Genomic DNA, 18,419 nt, shown 5'->3' with positions numbered 1-18,419 from the left:
CTCCTTCATGGCTATCAAGTAATTTATCAACATGATTTGAATAGTCATTATAAGCTAGATACATTCCTAAATGATCTAATTCATCATTCAATTTTACTTTTGGGTTACGTGATGCTTTACTTCTTTGATATAAAAAATTCAAAAAGTGACTAGGCGAATCTATAATTTCCGCATATACTCTTAAATCTCCTACCGAGATACACCATACTGGTAAAGACGAATTTTGTATTAAGTCTGTTTTTTCGATTTGTGCAGCTATTTCATTGAAATCATCTAGAGTGATACAACAAGCTTGAATGAACTTAATATCCTTTATTTCTTTAACGAATTGGTACTTTCTTTTCGATTCCTTACGATAAATTTCAATTTTATTATTTTTAATAAATTCTTTATAAAATCTAATAGCTTGACTATATGGGTTTTCTGTCAATTGCTTTATTGACGATTTAAAGTTTTCTTCGTCAGAAAATGGTGAAGCTGGTGAAATTGCACCTGCTTTAACTTCAACAATTATCATTACATCATCATAAATAATTACCCCATCACATTCGCACCATTCATTTCTTCCATTCGTTCCAACAGGAGCCTTATAAAAAATATTTTTATACATTTCTTTACTTGTCAAACCAAATGTATCTTCACAAATTTTTGAATATGGCTGTAATAAAGAGGTAAAATGTTCTTCTTCAAAATATGGATTATAAAATAAGGGTTTTTGGAGATATTTTGATCAAACTTTTTTTCAAAGCTACATTTTGTGCCCGTTCTTTTTTTACCTGCAAATATAAAAAAGTTCTAATGCAAGCCCCATTGTATTAAAAATATTGTTAAAACAGATATGCCGGGGGATGGCCCAGTTTTTTTCCTATTTCACTGTAAACAACGCTTACTGCCCGGCGGGAAATGAAGGCGGGGCTTGCAATGGAAATTGACGCTGTTTTTTCCGGCGGAGGCGTGAAAGGGCTGGCACTGATCGGCGCGCTGGAGGTATTGGAAAAGAAGGGGTTTACCTTTAAACGCCTGGCCGGCACAAGCGTGGGGTCGATTTTTGCGGGGCTTAAAGCGGCGGGCTATACAAGCAGCGAAATGAAACAGCTGCTTGACGCGACCGATCTTGGCGGTTTCCTCGACCCGAGAAAAACGTTTCTGCCGATGCCGCTCGCGAAATGGCTTTTGTTGTATTGGCGCCTCGGGCTTTACAGGGGTGCCGAATTCGAAGAATGGCTTGAAAAAAAGTTGGCAGCCAAAGGGGTGTATACGTTTAAAGATGTTCCGGAGGGTTCCCTTTATTTTATGGCATCCGACCTCTCCCATAACCGGCTTGTCGTTTTGCCGGATGACCTGGAAAACTACGGCATCCCTCCCCAGACGTTTCCGGTGGCGCGGGCAATCCGGATGAGCTGCAGCATTCCGTATTTCTTCGAACCGGTCAGGCTGCGGTCTCTTGAGGGCACAAGTATCATTGTGGACGGCGGAGTGTTAAGCAATTTCCCAATGTGGCTGTTTGTGAATCCTGAAGAAAAGAGAGAGCGGCCGGTGCTTGGTATCACCCTCAGCCAAAAAAAGTTTGAGCAGCTGAAAGCAAACATTCAAAATGCGATCCAGCTGTTTGATGCCTTGTTTACGACAATGAAAGACGCGCACGATGCCCGTTACATTTCAAGAAAACTGGAAAAGGACATCATCTTTATCCCGACGGAAGGCATTCTCTCCATCGACTTTAAGCTCACTGATGAAAAAAAGGCCGCCCTCATTGAATCAGGCAGAAAAAAAACAGAAGCCTTCCTGAAGACATGGACGTATTAACGGAAAAAGGCAAAAAGAGAATCGAGCTTAATAGACAGCTCGATTTTTCTTTTTGCCTTTTTTTCCTTCGATCACAGTTAATTGAACGTTAGATCTTTTACGCAACGGGCGTTTTTGAAATTTCACCGTATGATGCGTATGGACTCTCATATTCCGCTTTTTCATTCTTTTTCTCGATTTGCGGGCGGCTTTTAAAAACGCTCTTTGTTCCTGGTTGGAAACACTCATCCCCCTGCGGAGCAATAAACGCAAGCCAACCACCAGTACTGCCGCAAAAATTGCGATTGCCGCCACCCTTTTCAGAAATATAACAGGATCGTGAAACAAAGATGCACCAAGGCCGACCAGGGCCAGGAGAATAATGCTGGCAATGATCCATTGACGAGCTTCCAACAAAAGCCACCTCCTCATGTTTTCTGAATCATTTTTTCCATCATTCTATCAGTTTATACGGTTCTCTCCGCAAATATTTTTGGTGTTCAAGTCTCCTGATTTTCCCGATGCGCTCTCCTGTTTGGAATATTGAATGCATTCCCATCCGCTGGAAATTTCAGATGTTTTTTTAAAGGACAGCAGATGTCGGGTGTTCCGATTCCATTTTCAGCAGTTCATTGAAAGATGCAATGGCCACTTCAATCTGTTTTTCGTCCGGTTCTTTTGTGGTCAAAAGCTGAAGCCAAAGGCCGGGATAGCCGAGATACTTTAAAACCGGTATGTTTCGGGCTTTGTTGGTCAGCTGCAGCACTTCAAATGACACGCCGAGCACGACCGGGATCAGCAAAATCCGATCCATCACACGCAGCCACAGCGGATCGGTTGGCACAAGCGTGTAAATCAGTACGCTGACAATCACGGTGAACAGGATAAAACTGCTGCCGCAACGGTAATGCAGCCTTGACTGTGACTTGACGTTTTCGACGGTCAGCCCAAGGCCGTTCTCGTATGCGTTAATGACTTTGTGTTCCGCCCCGTGGTACTGGAATAACCGTTTAATCAGCGGGGTAAAGGAAATGGCATAAATATATGTGAGCACAAGCAGTAGTTTAAATGCACCTTCAACCAAAATTTGCGCGAGGCTGCCCGGAAAAATGGGTCTCATCAACTCGGCCAAAAACACCGGGATGATCGTCATGAAAAATTTGGCAAATAGAAACGACAGGACACCGGCGACGGCCACACCCAAAACGAGCGTTGTTTTTGAAGGGGATTCTTCCTTTATTTTTGCATCGTCTTTCGGGTCGACATCATACCGTTCGCTTGCAAAATTTAAATGTTTGGCCCCGTTTGCGCTCGATTCAATGATCGCAACAATCCCGCGCAAAAAAGGGATTGTTTTCATGGCTTGCACGGATGGGATAGTTTTTTTTGGCAGATAAAAATAGTCGATACTGTTGTCTTTGCGGCGGATGGCGGTTACAGAAATGTGTTTTCCACCAAACATGACCCCTTCAATGACCGCCTGGCCACCATATGCTGGTTTTGTCACTTTTTTCTATTCCCCCAAATATCACTAATCTATTCATCATTCAGCCATAAGGCAAAAGCTGTTTTCAAATCCTCATTTCTACCTTCATTTTACTAAAAAATTTTAAAAACGACTAGAGGAAAGCTTTCTGGTAAAGATAAGAACAGTTGGCATAACTTAAACGTTCTGGGGTGGGAATATGGCAATCGGCAGCGAAAAACTGAAATACCAGGAACATACATTGACTTTTTTCCAAATGGTGATTGTAACTGGTTTTACCGGCGGAATCATTTGGAGCGTTGTAGCTTATTTGTGCTTTTACCTTCATTTTACAACGATTGAGCCTAATATCCTTCTGGAACCTTTTACAGTTGGAAGCTGGCGGAAAATATGGATTGGCAAAATGATCGCCATTCTTGCTTACGGGCTTATCTCGATCGGTGTTGCCATTGTCTATTATCTTTTCTTTAAAAAAATCAAATCAATGTGGGCGGGGGCGGCATACGGCCTTTGCTTGTGCGCGCTCGTGCTGCTCGTACTGAATCCGATTTTCCCGGGCATGAAGCCGCTTTTAAAACTGGATGCCAATACGATCACCACATGTGCATGCATATACATCCTATACGGAGTCTTTATCGGATATTCGATTTCTTTTGAGTATGAAAGGGGCCAAAAGTTTAAAAAAAGGGTAGCCGGACAGACAAATACCCGGCAGTGAAAGTTAAAAAAATAGAAATTTCCTTCAATTTATGATAAAATGGGCACGTTAAAAAATGTCAAAATAAGGTGCTAGGAATGGAAAAATATCTTGTTGTAAACGGCCCGAACCTAAATTTGCTCGGGAAAAGGGAGCCGGGCATATACGGGACGGATTCTTTGCAGTCCCTGATGGAGCGTATGAAAAGGCTAGCGGAAAAGCACCGCGTTTCAGTCGGCTTTTTCCAGTCGAACCATGAAGGCGCATTGATTGACAGGCTCCATGCTGCGGAGGAAGAGGGTTATGCCGGTATCATTTTTAATCCCGGCGCACTGACGCATTACAGTTATGCTTTGCGGGATGCAATCAGTTCCATCAGTGTACCGGTTATTGAAGTACATATTTCAAACATCCACGCCCGCGAGGAGTTCCGCCACCGTTCCGTTACGGCGGCAGTTTCGCGCGGGCAAATTGCGGGCCTCGGGCTTTACGGCTATGAACTGGCGCTTATGGCTTTTCTCGGGGCAAGAGAGGGAGAGGAATAACGATGTCCAAATTGGAAAAACTAAGGGAAAAATTTTCGGAATCAGGCATTGACGGGATCTTGATCACGAGCCCGTACAACCGCCGCTATATGTCCAATTTTACAGGGACAACCGGAATTGTCCTGATATCTGAAGATGCAGCGAAATTCATTACCGATTTCCGGTATGTCGAGCAGGCTTCCGAGCAGTGTGAAGGCTATGAAATTGTTCAGCACCAGGGCCCGGTGGAACAGGAAGTGGCCAAACAGGTGGAGGCGATGGGCATCAAAAAGCTCGGCTTTGAACAGGACTATATGAGCTACGCACTTTTTAAAACGTACGAGCGTGTGCTAAAAGCCGAGCTTGTCCCTGTTTCCGGCCTTGTTGAAAATTTGCGCTTGATAAAAACGGAAGCGGAAATTAAGATATTAAAGGAAGCTGCGGATATTGCGGATGCTGCTTTTAAACATATTTTGGATTTTATCAAACCGGGTATAACAGAATTGGAAGTCTCCAATGAACTGGAATTTTTCATGAGGAAATGCGGCGCAACCGCTTCTTCCTTCGATACGATTGTCGCATCCGGCACACGCTCTGCACTGCCGCACGGTGTAGCCAGCAATAAAGTGATCGAAAAAGGCGATTTTGTGACGTTGGATTACGGTGCGCTCTACAAAGGTTACTGTTCCGATATCACAAGGACGGTTGCGGTCGGGGAGCCTTCGGAACAATTGAAAGAGATCTATCATATTGTGCTCGAATCACAAGTTTTGGCCGTAGAGAAGATCAAACCGGGCATGACAGGTGTGGAAGCAGACGCGGTCAGCCGCGATTATATTGCGTCAAAAGGTTACGGAGAAGCATTCGGACATTCCCTGGGCCATGGGATCGGCCTTGAAATCCATGAAGGACCGAATCTTTCCAAGCGTTCAGCCTACACTTTGGAACCGGGCATGGTCGTGACGATTGAACCGGGGATTTACCTGCCGGGCGTCGGCGGCGTGCGGATTGAAGACGATGCTTTGATTACGGAAGATTCCAATGAATTGCTCACACATTCCACAAAAGAACTTATTATATTATAATGATACAGTCCCCATCAGGGATTGTATGAAGATGTAGGAGGAAAAATATGATTTCAGTAAACGATTTTCGCACCGGCTTAACGATTGAAGTGGACGGCGGTATCTGGCGCGTCCTTGACTTCCAGCACGTTAAACCAGGAAAAGGCGCTGCGTTTGTGCGCTCCAAACTCCGCAATTTGCGCACCGGCGCGATCCAGGAAAAAACTTTCCGTGCTGGCGAGAAAGTGGAAAGGGCCCAAATTGACAACCGCAGGATGCAGTATTTGTATGCAAACGGCGACCAGCACGTTTTCATGGATACGGAAACGTACGAACAAATCGAACTGAGCACTGCCCAAATCCAGGATGAGTTGAAATATTTGCTGGAAAACATGGAAGTGCAGGTCATCATGTACCAAGGGGAAACACTAGGGATCGAACTTCCGAATACGGTTACGCTCACGGTCACCCATACGGAACCGGGCGTGAAAGGCGACACCGCAACAGGCGGATCGAAACCGGCCACCCTTGAAACCGGCCTGACCGTGCAGGTGCCTTTCTTCGTCAACGAAGGCGATAAATTAATCATCAATACAACGGACGGTACTTACGTATCCCGCGCTTAATTTGAAAAAAAGCTTGACGGCATGTTCTGCCACAAGCTTTTTTATTTTGGCGGAGTGATTGTCATTTGTTGTTTTTGTGCACGTAGGCATTGATCCTATGATTGAGTTTACATAATGAAATTATAGTTAAATTATGAATAACAGAAACTGTTCTTTGCATATTTTTTGATGCGTTGAATAGATTGTATTATCAATGAACCAAGCTGTATGGGTTTTTAGTAAGCGAGGGGATTAGGATGAAAAATTTGCTGGGCGTTTTGCCAAAGGCGATTTCACAGCAGTTGGAAAATTTGAGGGAAAACATCCTTGATGATGTGGAGGAAATCCGCATCCGCGTGAACCGCCCGCTTGAAGTGACCGCAAAAGGAAAGCCTTATTTTATACGCTATATACCGACGGAAAACGACGCCGAACAGCTGATTAACCGGCTGGCCAATTTCTCATTTTATACATTGGAAGAAGAGCTGAAAAAAGGGTATGTCACAATCGAAGGCGGGCACCGCGTAGGGATTGCCGGAAAAGTGATCCTTGAAAATGGACAAGTAAAGGCGATCCGTTATTTCTCTTCTTTTAATATCAGGATCGCCCGCGAAAAAATCGGGGCCGCAGAGCCGTATGTCCCCTACCTGTACAAGGGCCGTTGGCTGTCCGCCATGATCATCGGCGCACCCCAGGCCGGGAAAACCACTTTTTTAAGGGATGTTGCACGGCTCATCTCAAGCGGCGTCCCGGAACGTGGGATTCCACCCTGTAAAGTGGGCATTGTCGATGAGCGGTCTGAAATCGCGGGCTGTGTGCGCGGCGTTCCGCAGCTCCATTTCGGTCCGCGTGTTGATGTGCTCGATGCCTGCCCGAAAGCGGAGGGGATGATGATGCTGATCCGGTCAATGAGCCCCGAAGTCTTAATCGTCGATGAAATCGGGCGTGAGGAAGATGCACAGGCGATCATGGAAGCGGTAAATGCCGGAATTTCTTTAGTCATGACGACCCATGGCGAAACATACCGGGACATTCAGAAGCGCCCGATCTTAAAGAAAATCCTGAGCCAGCAGGCGTTTGACCGCTTTTTTGAACTGGCGCGCGGGGGCAGGCCGGGATTCGTTGCGGCAATCCGGAATGCGGATGGGGATTTGATCAAAAGCAATGAGGGTGTTTCCCGTGCTTAAATTGATCGGTGCAGCATTGATTGTGCTGGCAACGAGCCTGGCCGGATTCGAGATGGCGAGACGTTTAAGCGAGCGCCCCCGCCAGTTAAGAATATTCAAAAGTGCGCTTCAGGCGTTGGAAACTGAAATTATGTACGGGCACACGCCGCTCCATGAAGCAGCAAGAAAACTGGCTTTGCAGCTGCCGGAACCGGCCTCCTCTTTCTTTCAAACGTTTGCCGGGCAATTAACAACAGTGGAAACGACGGTAAAAGAGGCATGGGAAAAAAGCCTTGCACAAATTTGGGGGAACACGGCCCTAAAGGAAAGCGAGCATGAAGTGCTGCTGCAGCTTGGGGAAAACTTGGGAAAACATGACCGTTATACCGAGCAGAAACAGATCATGCTCGCACTCACGCATTTGGAACGGGAAGAAAAAGAAGCGCATGAGCGGCAGATGCGCTATGAAAAAATGGCAAAAAGCCTTGGCGTTCTCACGGGATTACTGATCGTCATTTTGCTGATCTGACCTTTCCGGGGCGGATCAAATTTGGGGGAGAGGCAATGGGCATTGATGTGGATATCATTTTCAAAATTGCCGGGGTCGGCATTGTCGTAGCATTTCTGCACACCATACTGGACCAGGTTGGCAAGAAAGAATATGCGCAATGGGTGACGCTCCTCGGGTTTCTTTACATCTTATTTTTGGTCACTTCCATTGTGGGGGATTTATTTTCCAAAATCAAAACCGTTTTTCTTTTTCAATAGGCTGTGTTCGTGATCCATGTTGATTATCTCATTTCTTAGACTCCTGCGGGATAGTAGAGACCTCGCAACAAGGTATCGAGTGAGGGGTCTCGCGATGCGTTCGGAAAGTGAGCGAATTTCGCGATCATCAACAATAAAATTTAACAAATCTTTTCAATAAAGAGGCCAAGCCAAAAACGAAAGGAGGGGATTTCCCATTGAAATGCTGCAAATTGCAGGTATTGCGCTCATCACCACATTCCTTGCGCTGATTTTAAAAGAGCAAAAGCCGAATTTCGCGTTTTTGCTGACGCTTTTTGCCGGCTGTTTCATTTTTCTTTTTCTCATGGACAAGATTTATGACATTATCCGGCTCCTGCAAAAAATTGCCCAAAAAGGCAATGTGGACACGATGTACATCGAAACGATTTTAAAGATTATCGGAATCGCCTATATTGCCGATTTTGCCGCCAATATTACAAAAGACGCCGGGCAGGGGGCGATGGCGGCAAAAGTTGAAGTGGCGGGGAAAATCATCATTTTAACGATGGCCATTCCCATTATCACGGTATTGATCGAAACGATTGTTAATCTCGTTCCGAAAGGCTAGGAGTTGAAAAACATGCGGCGCAGGATATGGATCAAAGTGCTGGCCATTTTGTTTGCATTATTTTACTGCGGGCAATCGGTTTGCGCTGCAGGGGAAAATTCGGGTAAGGATGACAGCATATCTGAAAAAATTGTCGATGAACAATTGAATCAATTGGACTTATCGGAATTGAAAACGTATTGGAACAAAATTGTCAGTGAATATGGCGGCTATTTGCCGGAAAGCCAAAAAGGGAGCCTGATGGATTTCATCAAGGGCGAAAAGCATTTTTCTTTGCAAGCCTGGCTGAAGGGCTTTCTCTCGTTTATTTTCCAGGAACTGCTCATCAACGGTAAGCTGCTCGGCTCCCTCATTATCCTTACAATCCTGAGCATGCTGCTGGAAACAATCCACCATTCCTTCCAGCAGGGGACGGTCAGCAAAATCGCATATGCTGTCGTTTTTATGGTGCTGGTGGTCATTGCGCTGAACAGTTTTCATGTCGCACTCGATTACGCACTTGAGGCCATCCGGGCGATGGGTGGGTTTATCCTTGCCCTGATGCCGCTTTTGCTTGCGCTCTTATCGACTTCAGGGGGCGTCACTTCGGCGGCATTTTTCCACCCCGTGATCATTTTTTTGTCGAGCACAAGTGGGATGTTGATCCAGTATATTGTGCTGCCGATGCTGCTGCTTTCCACTTTGCTCAGCGTTGTAAGCACCCTCTCCGAACAGCATAAAGCAACGCGCCTTGCGCAACTCATGCGCAACCTCGCAATCGGGATACTGGGCGCGTTTATGTCGGTTTTTTTAGGAGTGTTATCCGTGCAGGGGACGGCAACCGCCATTACCGACGGGCTTGCGATCCGCACCGCAAAATTTGTAACCGGAAATTTCGTCCCGGTTGTCGGGCGGATGCTGACAGATGCTGCCGATACGGTGATCAGCGCTTCCGTATTATTGAAAAACACGCTCGGGATCGCGGGAGTGGCCATCGTGCTTCTAATTGCGGTGTTCCCGGCGATTAAAATTTTCACGATGTCTTTAATGTTCAAACTTGCTTCCGCCCTGCTGCAGCCGCTCGGCGGGGGGCCTGTCATCAGTTGCCTCGACATTATCAGTAAAAATATGCTGTATGTATTTGCCGCGCTGGCGATTGTCACGATCATGTTTTTTCTCAGCATCACCATGATCATCACTGCCGGAAACCTCACGATGATGATGCGTTAAGGGGGAAATGTATGGATTATTTAACAAAATGGGTGCTTCATATCATCATTTTTATCCTTTTGACCATGGTCGTGGACATGCTCCTTCCCGAATCCGGGATGCGGAAGTATACAAAACTGGTGATTGGCCTACTTTTAATCACCATTATTTTAACGCCTGTCTTCCAGCTTTTTTCCATGAATCCCGAAGACATCATTGCCAAATTTAAAGTGGGAGGCGCAAATTTTTCAAACGGGGAAGAAAATGCGCTGGAAACGCAGAAAAAAGAAATAAATGCCATGCAGCAGGAATATACATTACAACAAATGGCTGTCCAACTGAAACAGGATGCGGAAGGGGAGGTTGAAAAGCAGTTCGGCAAATCCATATCGGATATTAAGCTTGAATGGAAAGACGGAAAGGGAAGCGGGGATATGGCAGCTTTAGGAAACGTGACCAATGTAAAAAAAATCAAAGTCTACTTAGCAGCTGAAAACGAAAAAGGCTCAGTAGCTGTGATTGAACCGATCGAAATAGGCGCGGATGAAAATACGGAAAAAGAAAGCTCCACAGAAAAGAACTCCATCATCTCAATGTTGTCAAACCGCTGGAATGTACCAAAAGAAAAAATCGAACTCCATATCGAAGGGGGGCTTGGAAACGAAAATGGACCGTAACCAGGGGCCGTTTAACAAACTGAAAGAAAAGTGGCTGCCTTCCGGACCGCCTGATGAATCGAAAAAACATAAAAAGCTCTATTTGGTCACCCTTTTATTTGTTTGCGGGCTCGGGGCCATGTTTATCAATGACCTGTTCGGGCATTCAGGCCAAAAAAATGAAGCTGTCACTGTTTCATCCTCCGCAAAGACTGCGGGAAAAGAAACGGCGGCATTCGGATCAGGCACATCTAAGAAATCGAAAACGATCCTCGCTTACGAAAACCAGTATGAAAAAGAGCTGAAGAGCATTCTTGAACAGATTCAGGGTGTCGGCTCCGTCACCGTCCGCGTCAATGTTTCCACATCTGAAAGCAAAGTGTATGAAAAAAACTCCACAATCCAGAACGAAACAACAACCGAAACCGACAAAAACGGTGGGGAACGGAAAATCGAAAGCATATCAAAGGACGATAAAGTCGTAACGGTCCAGGACGGGGATAAGGAAGTGCCGCTTGTTACCGAAACAAAAATGCCGGAAATTACCGGTGTGCTCGTTGTCTGCGACGGCGGCGGCGATATTTCCATCCAAAAATCGGTAAAAGAAGCCGTATCGAATGCTTTGAATGTGGCAAGTTACCGGGTTTCCGTGATGCCGAAAAAGAATTAGGAGGAATGAATGATGCTTTTGAAAAAACAAACAGTCTGGCTGTTGACAATGCTTAGCCTTGTCGTCGTATTATCGGTTTATTACGTGACGGCCGATCCGAAAACAACGAACCAGGTTGTCCAACAAAATAAAGAAAAGGAGACTTCGTCATCAAAAGAAAATGCGTCTTCTTCGCAAAAAATCAAGTTGACAACGAAGCCCGCCAGCGATGAAGTCTTTGAAGCGCTCCGCCTCGAGCGGCAGGATGAACTGAGCAAAAAGCAGGAAGAACTGACAAATAAACTCGCTTCAACCGACCTCACGCCGGAAGAAAAAAGCAAGGCGATGGATGAAATGAAAAAATTGACGGAAACTGCGAACAAAGAGCAGGTGCTGGAAAGCCTGATCAAGGCAAAAGGATATGAAGATGCGCTCGTGCAGGCAGATAGCGACGAAGTCATTGTAACCGTGAAATCGAAAAAGCATGACAAAGCGGCTGCAAACGAAATCGTCCAGCTCGTCAACCAGGAACTCGGCAATACGCCGAAGCTGGCGGTAGAGTTCCAGACAAATTGATGAAACAAAGAATACGATTCAGACAGGGGCGTCCAGCCCTTTTTTTCTATATTTGAAAAATTATAGAAAAGTATGAATGGTTCGTTCTTTTCTGAAAGGTAAACCGCTTTACCCCTTGTATTTTCTGGAGAAGCCGGGCCCGGCCGGAAATTTCCGGAAGGCTGTATTTTATACAAATCATTGAATTATTGCCCGCTGTTATCGTATGATATGGATAGTTATTCATAAAATGTTAATAAATTTGAATTACGAATTTCAATTTAAGGAGTGGCATTTATGCTGAAAGTAGAGGATATCCAAGCTTTAATCGAGCTTGTTGACCGTTCAAGCCTAGATGAATTTGAATATGAAAATGAAGGAACTGTCATTAAAATGAAGAAAAATTCCGGCGTGCAGGTAGTTGAACGCCCGTTGCGGGAAGCTGCTGCGCCTGTTCCTGCCCCGCAGCCACCGGTACATTCTGAGGCAGCACAGCCTGCAACGCCTGTACAGTCCCAAACCCCGGCGACATCTAATGACGAAAACTTACATAAAATCGTATCACCGATGGTCGGCACATTCTACCAGGCATCTTCACCGGAAGCTGAACCGTATGTACAGGTCGGCTCCAAAGTCAGCCCGAATACGGTCGTATGTATAATCGAAGCGATGAAATTGTTTAACGAAATTGAAGCGGAAGTGGAAGGGGAAATCGTAGATATTCTCGTAAAAGACGGCCAGCTTGTTGAATTCGGCCAGCCGTTATTTTTGGTAAAGACAAAGTAAGGAGCGGACTCTCATGATAAAAAAAGTTTTAATCGCAAACCGCGGCGAAATCGCGGTGCGAATTATCCGCGCCTGCCGCGATTTGGGGATCGAAGCGGTTGCCGTTTATTCGGAAGCGGATAAAAATGCGCTGCACGTCCAGCTTGCCGATGAAGCGTACTGCATCGGCCCGAAAGCATCGAAAGACAGCTATTTGAATTTTATGAACATTATCAGTGCCGCCACTTTAACCGGCTGCGACGCGATCCATCCAGGATATGGGTTTTTGGCGGAAAACGCTGATTTTGCCGAACTATGCCGCGAATGCAACATTGAGTTTATCGGCCCGAGCCCGGAAGCAATCGCGAAAATGGGCGCAAAAGACGTCGCAAGGGAAACGATGAAACAGGCGGGCGTCCCGATCGTGCCGGGGTCGGACGGGCTTGTCAAAGATGCCGAAGAGGCGAAGGCAGTAGCTGAATCGATCGGCTATCCGGTTATCATAAAAGCTACGGCCGGCGGAGGCGGAAGGGGAATCCGCGTTGCGAAAAACGAAGAGGAGCTTGTAAAGGGTATCCAAATTACGCAGCAGGAGGCCTCCACCGCTTTTGGTAATCCTGGCGTCTATCTTGAAAAATACATCGAGGATTTCCGACATGTCGAAATCCAGGTCATGGCTGATAAATACGGCAATGTCATCCATTTGGGGGAACGGGACTGCACCATCCAAAGAAGGCTGCAAAAACTGCTTGAAGAATCGCCTTCACCGGCGCTGTCAAGCGAGATGCGCGAAGAGATGGGGCAGGCAGCCGTGAAAGCCGCAAAAGCCGTGGATTACACGGGTGCAGGGACAATCGAGTTTATTTTTGACCACCGCAACCAGAAATTTTATTTCATGGAAATGAATACCCGTATCCAGGTGGAACATCCGGTTACGGAAATGGTGACAGGCGTCGATCTTGTCAAAGAGCAGATCCTTGTTGCATCGGGAGAGCCGCTGTCTCTGAAACAGGAAGATGTCACATGGAACGGCTGGGCTATCGAATGCCGCATTAATGCTGAAAACCCGGAAAAGAATTTTATGCCGTCGCCTGGAAAAATAAATTTTTATCTTCCGCCGGGCGGGATCGGCGTTCGGGTAGAATCGGCCGCATACTCGGGTTACACTATTCCACCGTATTATGATTCGATGATTGCGAAAGTAATCGCCTACGGGAAGACGCGCGACGAAGCGATTGCACGGATGAGGCGGGCGCTCAGCGAGTTTGCCGTGGAGGGTATCTATACAACGATTCCGTTCCATCAGCGCCTGCTCGAACATGAAGTTTTTATCGAAGGAGATTTCAACACGAAATTCCTTGAAAAATACGATGTAATGAAATAACGTGTATGTAGGAGGTGTAAAAATGGCAGAAACCAACCAAATGTTAGAAATGCACCACGATGAAGAAGGCTTGGGAAAAGTAGAGATCGCCCCTGAAGTGATTGAAGTTATTGCGGGAATTGCGGCATCTGAAGTCGAAGGCGTTGCGCAAATGCGCGGCAATTTCGCAACCGGGGTAGCAGAGCGCCTCGGCAAGAAAAACCACGGTAAAGGCGTTAAAGTAGAGCTAGCCGAAGACGGCATTAAAGTGGATGTATACTGCACGATGAATTTTGGCGTTTCAATTCCGTCTGTTGCCCAGGAAGTACAAGATAATATCCGGCAGGCGCTCTTGAACATGACTGCTCTTGAAGCGGCAGAAGTCAATATCCATATTGTTGGAATTCAATTCGATACCCAAAAGAACGAACCTGAATTCCAGACGGAAGGGTAAGTGGAAGGGCCAGGGCTCAAGTCCCGGCCTTTTTTTGGCGGCCCCATTCTGCTACAATAGATTCAAGTGAATTTGAAGTTTTTAAAGGAGTTATTGCCGACATGATGAAAAGAAGAACCGCCCGCGAAAAAGCGCTCCAGGCCATATTCCAGATCGACATGAACAAAGAAGCTCCGGAAGAAGCAGTCCGGAATGTGCTGAACGGGCAGGAAAGCGATGAATATCTGGAAAAGCTTGTAAAAGGCACTGCTGCGCATCTAGCGGAAATTGACGGCATGATCAGCCGGCATCTTGAACACTGGACACTGGACAGGCTCGCAAAAGTCGATTTAAACATTTTGCGCCTTGCTGCTTATGAACTAATGTATGCGGAAGATGTGCCTGCCAATGTTGCAATTAACGAAGCACTTGAAATTTCGAAACGGTTTGCGGATGAAAAGTCCGCCAAGTTTATTAACGGTGTTTTGAACAACATGAAAAATACAATTCAATCATCTTAATGACGGGGGATGGAGAAATGGCAGCGGAAATCATTGACGGTAAACAATTGGCAGCTGAAATCAGAAAAGATATCCAGGCAGAAACGGAGCAGTTGAAAAAACAAGGAATTACCCCGGGACTTTCCGTCATTTTAGTCGGAAACGACCAGGCTTCACGTACATATGTCAAAAATAAGGAAAAAGCGTGCCGCGAGCTCGGCATGAAATCTGTTTTGATCGAACTACCGGAAAATATTTCGGAACAAACATTATTCGAACATATTGAAAATTTAAACGAAGATCCCGATATCCACGGTATTCTGGTGCAGCTTCCTTTGCCGCCGCATATCGGGCCGAATAAAGTGATTGAAGCAATTGACCCGGCAAAAGATGTGGATGGCTTCCATCCAATCAATATTGGCAGGATGATGACGGGTCAGGATGCATTTTTGCCGTGTACCCCCCGCGGCATCTTAAAAATGGTGCAGTCAAAAGGAATTGAAATCGCCGGCAAGCATGTCGTGGTCATCGGCCGCAGTAATATTGTCGGTAAACCGGCCGGCCAGCTCTTCTTAAATGAAAATGCGACTGTCACGTATTGCCATTCGAAAACGACGGATTTAAAATTTTACACGCAGCAGGCGGATATTTTGATCAGCGCAGTAGGGAAAGCGAAATTTGTGAAAGCAGATTTCGTCAAAGACGGCGCCGTGGTGATCGATGTCGGCATGAACCGGGATGAAAACGGAAAGCTTTGCGGGGATGTCGATTTTGACGCGGTTAAAGAAAAAGCTTCCTTTATCACGCCTGTTCCTGGCGGCGTCGGCCCGATGACGATCACGATGCTGCTGGCCAACACGTTAAAAGCTGCGAAAAAAGTACGGTAATGTTGTAAAAGGCCCTTGGTTTAAGTTTTCTGGAACTTGGTGCAGCCTGCGGGGATCTCACGGCAGGAAAAGCGGGTGCCCCTAAGTGTCAAAGAAAACAGGACGGGCCCGGTAAAAAGCTGACTCCCAAAAGAAGGAGGCAGCTTTTCTTAATGGAAAGAAAGGCGGTGGAAGTATGGCTCCGCAATATTTAACGGTACAGACGTTGACAAAATACATCAAGCGGAAATTTGATGCCGACCCTTATTTGGCGGATATTTATGTCAAGGGGGAAATTTCCAATTTTAAACGCCACACAAGCGGCCATATGTATTTTACATTAAAAGATGAGAGAGCAAGGATTCTCGCCGTCATGTTTTCCTCTGCCAACCGGTTTTTGAAATTCAATCCGGAAAACGGCATGAAGGTGCTTGTCAGAGCTTCGGTTTCGGTGTACGAAGCAGGCGGCAGTTATCAGCTGTATGTGAAAGGCATGCAGCCGGACGGGATCGGCGCACTTTACCTTGCATATGAACAGCTGAAGGACAAGCTGGAGAAAGAAGGATTGTTTGCAAAAGAAAAAAAGAGGCCGATACCGGCTTACCCGAAAGTCGTCGGCGTTGTCACCTCGCCGACGGGTGCCGCTGTCCGCGATATTATCACAACGATCAGGCGAAGATTTCCGGTTGTCAAAATCATTTTGCATCCTGCGCTCGTACAGGGTGAAAATGCCGCGCCTTCCATTGTCAAGGCGATTGAGGAGGCGAACCGGCTGGGGAAAGCGGATGTGCTGATTGTCGGCAGGGGCGGCGGCTCAATCGAAGAACTGTGGGCGTTTAACGAAGAAATGACGGCACGGGCAATTGCCGCATCCACGATTCCTGTCATTTCCGCAGTCGGCCATGAGACGGATTTTACGATTGCTGATTTTGCGGCTGATCTGCGCGCCCCGACACCGACGGCCGCGGCCGAACTTGCCGTTCCACATATCGACGAAGTACGTGAAAAAATTTTAAACATGCAGGCAAGGCTTTTGCGGAGCGTGCGTGAAAAAGTGCGCCATGAAAGCAGCCGCCTCGCGTATCTCGAGCGGTCGCCCGCTTTGAAAAACCCGTACCGGCTGATCCGCCAGCAAATGGAACAGGCTGACCGCCTGGCGGAAAGCTTGCACAGGGAAGCCGGACGCCTGATCGGAGCGGCTGGGGAACAGTGTCGGAACTTGTATGAGCGCCTTTTGCGCAACCGGCCGGAGCAGAAACTTTTGCAGGCGCGGCGGGATTTTATAAGCCTTCACGGGAATTTGGTGAAACAAATGCAGGCGGTGCTGCGGGAAAAACAGCACCGGTTCGGGAAGAACATTTCCGCCCTTGAAGCACTCAGCCCGCTCAAAGTGATGGAAAGGGGATACAGCCTGGCAATGGCGGAAGACGAAACGATCATCAAAAAAACAAGCCAGGTCAAAAAAGGAGACACCATCCAGGTCGTGTTAACGGACGGGGGGCTCTTGTGCACGGTGGATGAAATTCGGAGGAGGAGAGAAAATGGCTGAATCATTAACATTTGAAGAGGCGATGGCGCAGCTCGAGGACATTGTCCGCAAACTGGAAGAAGGGGATGTTCCCTTAGAGGAAGCAATTTCCATCTATAAACAGGGAATGGAGCTGTCCAAACTGCTGCACGGCAAATTGAAGAATGTCGAAGAACAATTGACGAAAGTCATGTCCGAGGACGGGGAAGAAAAGGATTTTGAAATTAAGGAGGAGGAATAACCTTGCACGAGGCGACGTATGATGTGAAAGAAATTGAAAAACGGCTGGCGCAATATATTGCGGGACTAAAAGCGCCTTCCGTGTTAAAAGAAGCAATGGATTATTCCATCCAGGCCGGCGGAAAGAGAATTCGCCCCTTGTTCTTATTGTCAACCGTGTCCGCGCTCGGTGAACGTGTTGAAAAAGGCATGCAGACGGCGTGCGCAGTGGAGATGATCCACACTTACTCCCTCATCCATGACGACCTTCCGGCAATGGATGATGATGATTTGCGGAGGGGAAAGCCGACAAACCATAAAGTGTTCGGGGAAGCGGTTGCAATCCTAGCGGGGGACGGGCTTTTGACACACAGTTTCCAGCTCATTGCCGAAGACCCCTATCTGGATGATGCATTAAAAGTGAAACTGATTGCGCTCCTGGCAGAATCGGCCGGCCCGGAAGGCATGGTGGCGGGGCAGGTTGCCGATATGGAAGGGGAAAACAAAAAACTGACTTTAGATGAACTTGAATATATTCATGCCCATAAAACCGGTAAGCTGCTTACGTTCAGTGTCCTGGCCGGGGCGATGATCGGCGGCGTAACGGACATGCAGCTTGAACAATTCAGGCAGTTTGCCGAACATCTCGGCATTGCATTCCAAATCCGCGACGATATTTTGGATATTGAAGGGGATCAGAAAAAAATTGGAAAACGGGTTGGCAGCGACGAATCGCGCCATAAAAGTACATACCCGGCACTTTTGACGCTTGAAGGCGCAAAAGCGGAACTCAAGAAGCACATCCGGCTGGCAAAAGAACGGCTGAAAGAAACTGGCGCGGATACGGGCACGTTACTGGAGCTGGTACGGATGGTTGAAACGCGGGACCATTAATGCGCGCCATGTCGTTTTTGTGTTATAATACAGTAAGGTTAGCCCCTTGATGATTGGTAGCGCTTTTACAGAAGCGTTTTTGCCGAAACTGGCTGAAACGGGTCGGTATTTGCCGGATT

Annotated in this window: 24 protein-coding genes; 21 read left to right on the top strand and 3 right to left on the bottom strand. The window is 46.8% G+C overall.

Annotation, left to right across the window (positions count from 1 at the left end):
- Window positions 1-625 (bottom strand): hypothetical protein (locus GBH70_RS02690; RefSeq protein ID WP_216643707.1); only part of this gene is annotated, 625 nt, incomplete at its 3' end.
- A 296-nt stretch (window positions 626-921) separates the two neighbouring features.
- On the opposite strand from GBH70_RS02690, the gene GBH70_RS02685 reads away from it, so the two are divergent.
- Entirely contained in the window at window positions 922-1,806 is an 885-nt protein-coding gene (locus GBH70_RS02685) for a patatin-like phospholipase family protein (protein WP_151679578.1), read from the top strand.
- Between the two features lie 27 nt (window positions 1,807-1,833).
- Here GBH70_RS02685 and GBH70_RS02680 read toward each other — a convergent pair whose 3' ends face one another.
- Both GBH70_RS02680 and GBH70_RS02675 read right to left on the bottom strand, forming a co-directional pair.
- A complete protein-coding gene (locus tag GBH70_RS02680) occupies window positions 1,834-2,199 on the bottom strand; it encodes an SA1362 family protein (RefSeq protein WP_253693366.1) in 366 nt (121 codons plus the stop codon).
- A gap of 169 nt (window positions 2,200-2,368) precedes the next feature.
- Window positions 2,369-3,292, bottom strand: coding sequence for a DUF1385 domain-containing protein (locus GBH70_RS02675; RefSeq protein WP_151679576.1), 924 nt, complete (start codon window positions 3,290-3,292; stop codon window positions 2,369-2,371).
- Window positions 3,293-3,470: 178 nt separating this feature from the next.
- Here GBH70_RS02675 and GBH70_RS02670 point away from each other — a divergent pair, with 178 nt between their 5' ends.
- The 20 genes from GBH70_RS02670 to GBH70_RS02575 all read left to right on the top strand — a co-directional run bounded on the left by GBH70_RS02670 (window position 3,471) and on the right by GBH70_RS02575 (window position 18,300).
- Window positions 3,471-3,989 (top strand): YqhR family membrane protein, encoded by a 519-nt coding sequence (locus tag GBH70_RS02670; protein WP_151679575.1) that lies wholly within the window; start codon window positions 3,471-3,473, stop codon window positions 3,987-3,989.
- Window positions 3,990-4,066: 77 nt separating this feature from the next.
- Window positions 4,067-4,513, top strand: a complete 447-nt coding sequence (gene aroQ, locus GBH70_RS02665; RefSeq protein ID WP_151679574.1) for a type II 3-dehydroquinate dehydratase — start codon at window positions 4,067-4,069, stop codon at window positions 4,511-4,513.
- 2 nt (window positions 4,514-4,515) lie between these two features.
- Window positions 4,516-5,577 carry a M24 family metallopeptidase gene (locus tag GBH70_RS02660; protein WP_151679573.1) on the top strand — a complete coding sequence of 354 codons (1,062 nt, stop codon included), beginning with the start codon at window positions 4,516-4,518 and terminating at the stop codon, window positions 5,575-5,577.
- A 47-nt stretch (window positions 5,578-5,624) separates the two neighbouring features.
- Window positions 5,625-6,182 (top strand): elongation factor P, encoded by a 558-nt coding sequence (efp, locus tag GBH70_RS02655; RefSeq protein WP_151679572.1) that lies wholly within the window; start codon window positions 5,625-5,627, stop codon window positions 6,180-6,182.
- Between the two features lie 236 nt (window positions 6,183-6,418).
- The gene (spoIIIAA, locus tag GBH70_RS02650; RefSeq protein ID WP_151679571.1) at window positions 6,419-7,348 is read left to right on the top strand and encodes a stage III sporulation protein AA; all 930 of its coding nucleotides are present in this window, start codon (window positions 6,419-6,421) and stop codon (window positions 7,346-7,348) included.
- The gene (gene spoIIIAB / locus GBH70_RS02645) at window positions 7,341-7,856 is read left to right on the top strand and encodes a stage III sporulation protein SpoIIIAB (protein WP_151679570.1); all 516 of its coding nucleotides are present in this window, start codon (window positions 7,341-7,343) and stop codon (window positions 7,854-7,856) included. Before spoIIIAA ends, spoIIIAB begins: the two co-directional genes overlap by 8 nt.
- A 35-nt stretch (window positions 7,857-7,891) precedes the next feature.
- On the top strand, window positions 7,892-8,095 hold the full coding sequence (gene spoIIIAC / locus GBH70_RS02640; protein WP_151679569.1) for a stage III sporulation protein AC: 204 nt from the start codon (window positions 7,892-7,894) through the stop codon (window positions 8,093-8,095).
- Window positions 8,096-8,297: 202 nt separating this feature from the next.
- Window positions 8,298-8,684 (top strand): stage III sporulation protein AD, encoded by a 387-nt coding sequence (spoIIIAD, locus tag GBH70_RS02635; protein ID WP_253693363.1) that lies wholly within the window; start codon window positions 8,298-8,300, stop codon window positions 8,682-8,684.
- Between the two features lie 12 nt (window positions 8,685-8,696).
- The gene (spoIIIAE, locus tag GBH70_RS02630; RefSeq protein WP_151679568.1) at window positions 8,697-9,893 is read left to right on the top strand and encodes a stage III sporulation protein AE; all 1,197 of its coding nucleotides are present in this window, start codon (window positions 8,697-8,699) and stop codon (window positions 9,891-9,893) included.
- 11 nt (window positions 9,894-9,904) lie between these two features.
- A complete protein-coding gene (gene spoIIIAF / locus GBH70_RS02625; RefSeq protein WP_151679567.1) occupies window positions 9,905-10,549 on the top strand; it encodes a stage III sporulation protein AF in 645 nt (214 codons plus the stop codon).
- The gene (gene spoIIIAG / locus GBH70_RS02620; protein ID WP_253693359.1) at window positions 10,527-11,198 is read left to right on the top strand and encodes a stage III sporulation protein AG; all 672 of its coding nucleotides are present in this window, start codon (window positions 10,527-10,529) and stop codon (window positions 11,196-11,198) included. Before spoIIIAF ends, spoIIIAG begins: the two co-directional genes overlap by 23 nt.
- 12 nt (window positions 11,199-11,210) lie before the next feature.
- On the top strand, window positions 11,211-11,753 hold the full coding sequence (locus GBH70_RS02615) for a SpoIIIAH-like family protein (protein ID WP_151679565.1): 543 nt from the start codon (window positions 11,211-11,213) through the stop codon (window positions 11,751-11,753).
- Window positions 11,754-12,029: 276 nt separating this feature from the next.
- Window positions 12,030-12,518, top strand: coding sequence for an acetyl-CoA carboxylase biotin carboxyl carrier protein (gene accB, locus GBH70_RS02610; RefSeq protein ID WP_151679564.1), 489 nt, complete (start codon window positions 12,030-12,032; stop codon window positions 12,516-12,518).
- A gap of 13 nt (window positions 12,519-12,531) precedes the next feature.
- A complete protein-coding gene (gene accC, locus GBH70_RS02605) occupies window positions 12,532-13,881 on the top strand; it encodes an acetyl-CoA carboxylase biotin carboxylase subunit (protein WP_151679563.1) in 1,350 nt (449 codons plus the stop codon).
- A gap of 22 nt (window positions 13,882-13,903) precedes the next feature.
- Window positions 13,904-14,314: an Asp23/Gls24 family envelope stress response protein gene (locus tag GBH70_RS02600; protein ID WP_151679562.1), complete on the top strand. Its 411-nt coding sequence runs from the start codon at window positions 13,904-13,906 to the stop codon at window positions 14,312-14,314.
- Window positions 14,315-14,418: 104 nt separating this feature from the next.
- Window positions 14,419-14,814: a transcription antitermination factor NusB gene (gene nusB / locus GBH70_RS02595; protein ID WP_172967436.1), complete on the top strand. Its 396-nt coding sequence runs from the start codon at window positions 14,419-14,421 to the stop codon at window positions 14,812-14,814.
- A 17-nt stretch (window positions 14,815-14,831) separates the two neighbouring features.
- Window positions 14,832-15,680: a bifunctional methylenetetrahydrofolate dehydrogenase/methenyltetrahydrofolate cyclohydrolase FolD gene (folD, locus tag GBH70_RS02590; RefSeq protein ID WP_151679560.1), complete on the top strand. Its 849-nt coding sequence runs from the start codon at window positions 14,832-14,834 to the stop codon at window positions 15,678-15,680.
- A 175-nt stretch (window positions 15,681-15,855) separates the two neighbouring features.
- Complete coding sequence (gene xseA / locus GBH70_RS02585) at window positions 15,856-17,208, top strand: exodeoxyribonuclease VII large subunit (RefSeq protein WP_151679559.1); 1,353 nt, start codon at window positions 15,856-15,858, stop codon at window positions 17,206-17,208.
- A complete protein-coding gene (locus tag GBH70_RS02580; protein ID WP_151679558.1) occupies window positions 17,201-17,428 on the top strand; it encodes an exodeoxyribonuclease VII small subunit in 228 nt (75 codons plus the stop codon). The genes xseA and GBH70_RS02580 overlap by 8 nt, the downstream gene beginning before the upstream one ends.
- Window positions 17,429-17,430: 2 nt before the next feature.
- Window positions 17,431-18,300 carry a polyprenyl synthetase family protein gene (locus GBH70_RS02575; protein ID WP_151679557.1) on the top strand — a complete coding sequence of 290 codons (870 nt, stop codon included), beginning with the start codon at window positions 17,431-17,433 and terminating at the stop codon, window positions 18,298-18,300.
- Window positions 18,301-18,419: the final 119 nt, after the last annotated feature.

Origin of the sequence: Weizmannia acidilactici, from assembly GCF_008974225.1 — a bacterium.
Classification (GTDB): domain Bacteria; phylum Bacillota; class Bacilli; order Bacillales; family Bacillaceae_C; genus Weizmannia; species Weizmannia acidilactici.
This window is presented reverse-complemented; position numbering and strand designations above follow the sequence as displayed.

Coding starts and splice junctions, on each gene's coding strand:
- GBH70_RS02685 (WP_151679578.1), top strand. CDS start 922: ATGGAAATTGACGCTGTTTTTTCCGGCGGAGGCGTGAAAGGGCTGGCA.
- GBH70_RS02670 (WP_151679575.1), top strand. CDS start 3,471: ATGGCAATCGGCAGCGAAAAACTGAAATACCAGGAACATACATTGACT.
- aroQ (WP_151679574.1), top strand. CDS start 4,067: ATGGAAAAATATCTTGTTGTAAACGGCCCGAACCTAAATTTGCTCGGG.
- GBH70_RS02660 (WP_151679573.1), top strand. CDS start 4,516: ATGTCCAAATTGGAAAAACTAAGGGAAAAATTTTCGGAATCAGGCATT.
- efp (WP_151679572.1), top strand. CDS start 5,625: ATGATTTCAGTAAACGATTTTCGCACCGGCTTAACGATTGAAGTGGAC.
- spoIIIAA (WP_151679571.1), top strand. CDS start 6,419: ATGAAAAATTTGCTGGGCGTTTTGCCAAAGGCGATTTCACAGCAGTTG.
- spoIIIAC (WP_151679569.1), top strand. CDS start 7,892: ATGGGCATTGATGTGGATATCATTTTCAAAATTGCCGGGGTCGGCATT.
- spoIIIAD (WP_253693363.1), top strand. CDS start 8,298: ATGCTGCAAATTGCAGGTATTGCGCTCATCACCACATTCCTTGCGCTG.
- spoIIIAE (WP_151679568.1), top strand. CDS start 8,697: ATGCGGCGCAGGATATGGATCAAAGTGCTGGCCATTTTGTTTGCATTA.
- spoIIIAF (WP_151679567.1), top strand. CDS start 9,905: ATGGATTATTTAACAAAATGGGTGCTTCATATCATCATTTTTATCCTT.
- GBH70_RS02615 (WP_151679565.1), top strand. CDS start 11,211: ATGCTTTTGAAAAAACAAACAGTCTGGCTGTTGACAATGCTTAGCCTT.
- accB (WP_151679564.1), top strand. CDS start 12,030: ATGCTGAAAGTAGAGGATATCCAAGCTTTAATCGAGCTTGTTGACCGT.
- accC (WP_151679563.1), top strand. CDS start 12,532: ATGATAAAAAAAGTTTTAATCGCAAACCGCGGCGAAATCGCGGTGCGA.
- GBH70_RS02600 (WP_151679562.1), top strand. CDS start 13,904: ATGGCAGAAACCAACCAAATGTTAGAAATGCACCACGATGAAGAAGGC.
- nusB (WP_172967436.1), top strand. CDS start 14,419: ATGAAAAGAAGAACCGCCCGCGAAAAAGCGCTCCAGGCCATATTCCAG.
- folD (WP_151679560.1), top strand. CDS start 14,832: ATGGCAGCGGAAATCATTGACGGTAAACAATTGGCAGCTGAAATCAGA.
- xseA (WP_151679559.1), top strand. CDS start 15,856: ATGGCTCCGCAATATTTAACGGTACAGACGTTGACAAAATACATCAAG.
- GBH70_RS02580 (WP_151679558.1), top strand. CDS start 17,201: ATGGCTGAATCATTAACATTTGAAGAGGCGATGGCGCAGCTCGAGGAC.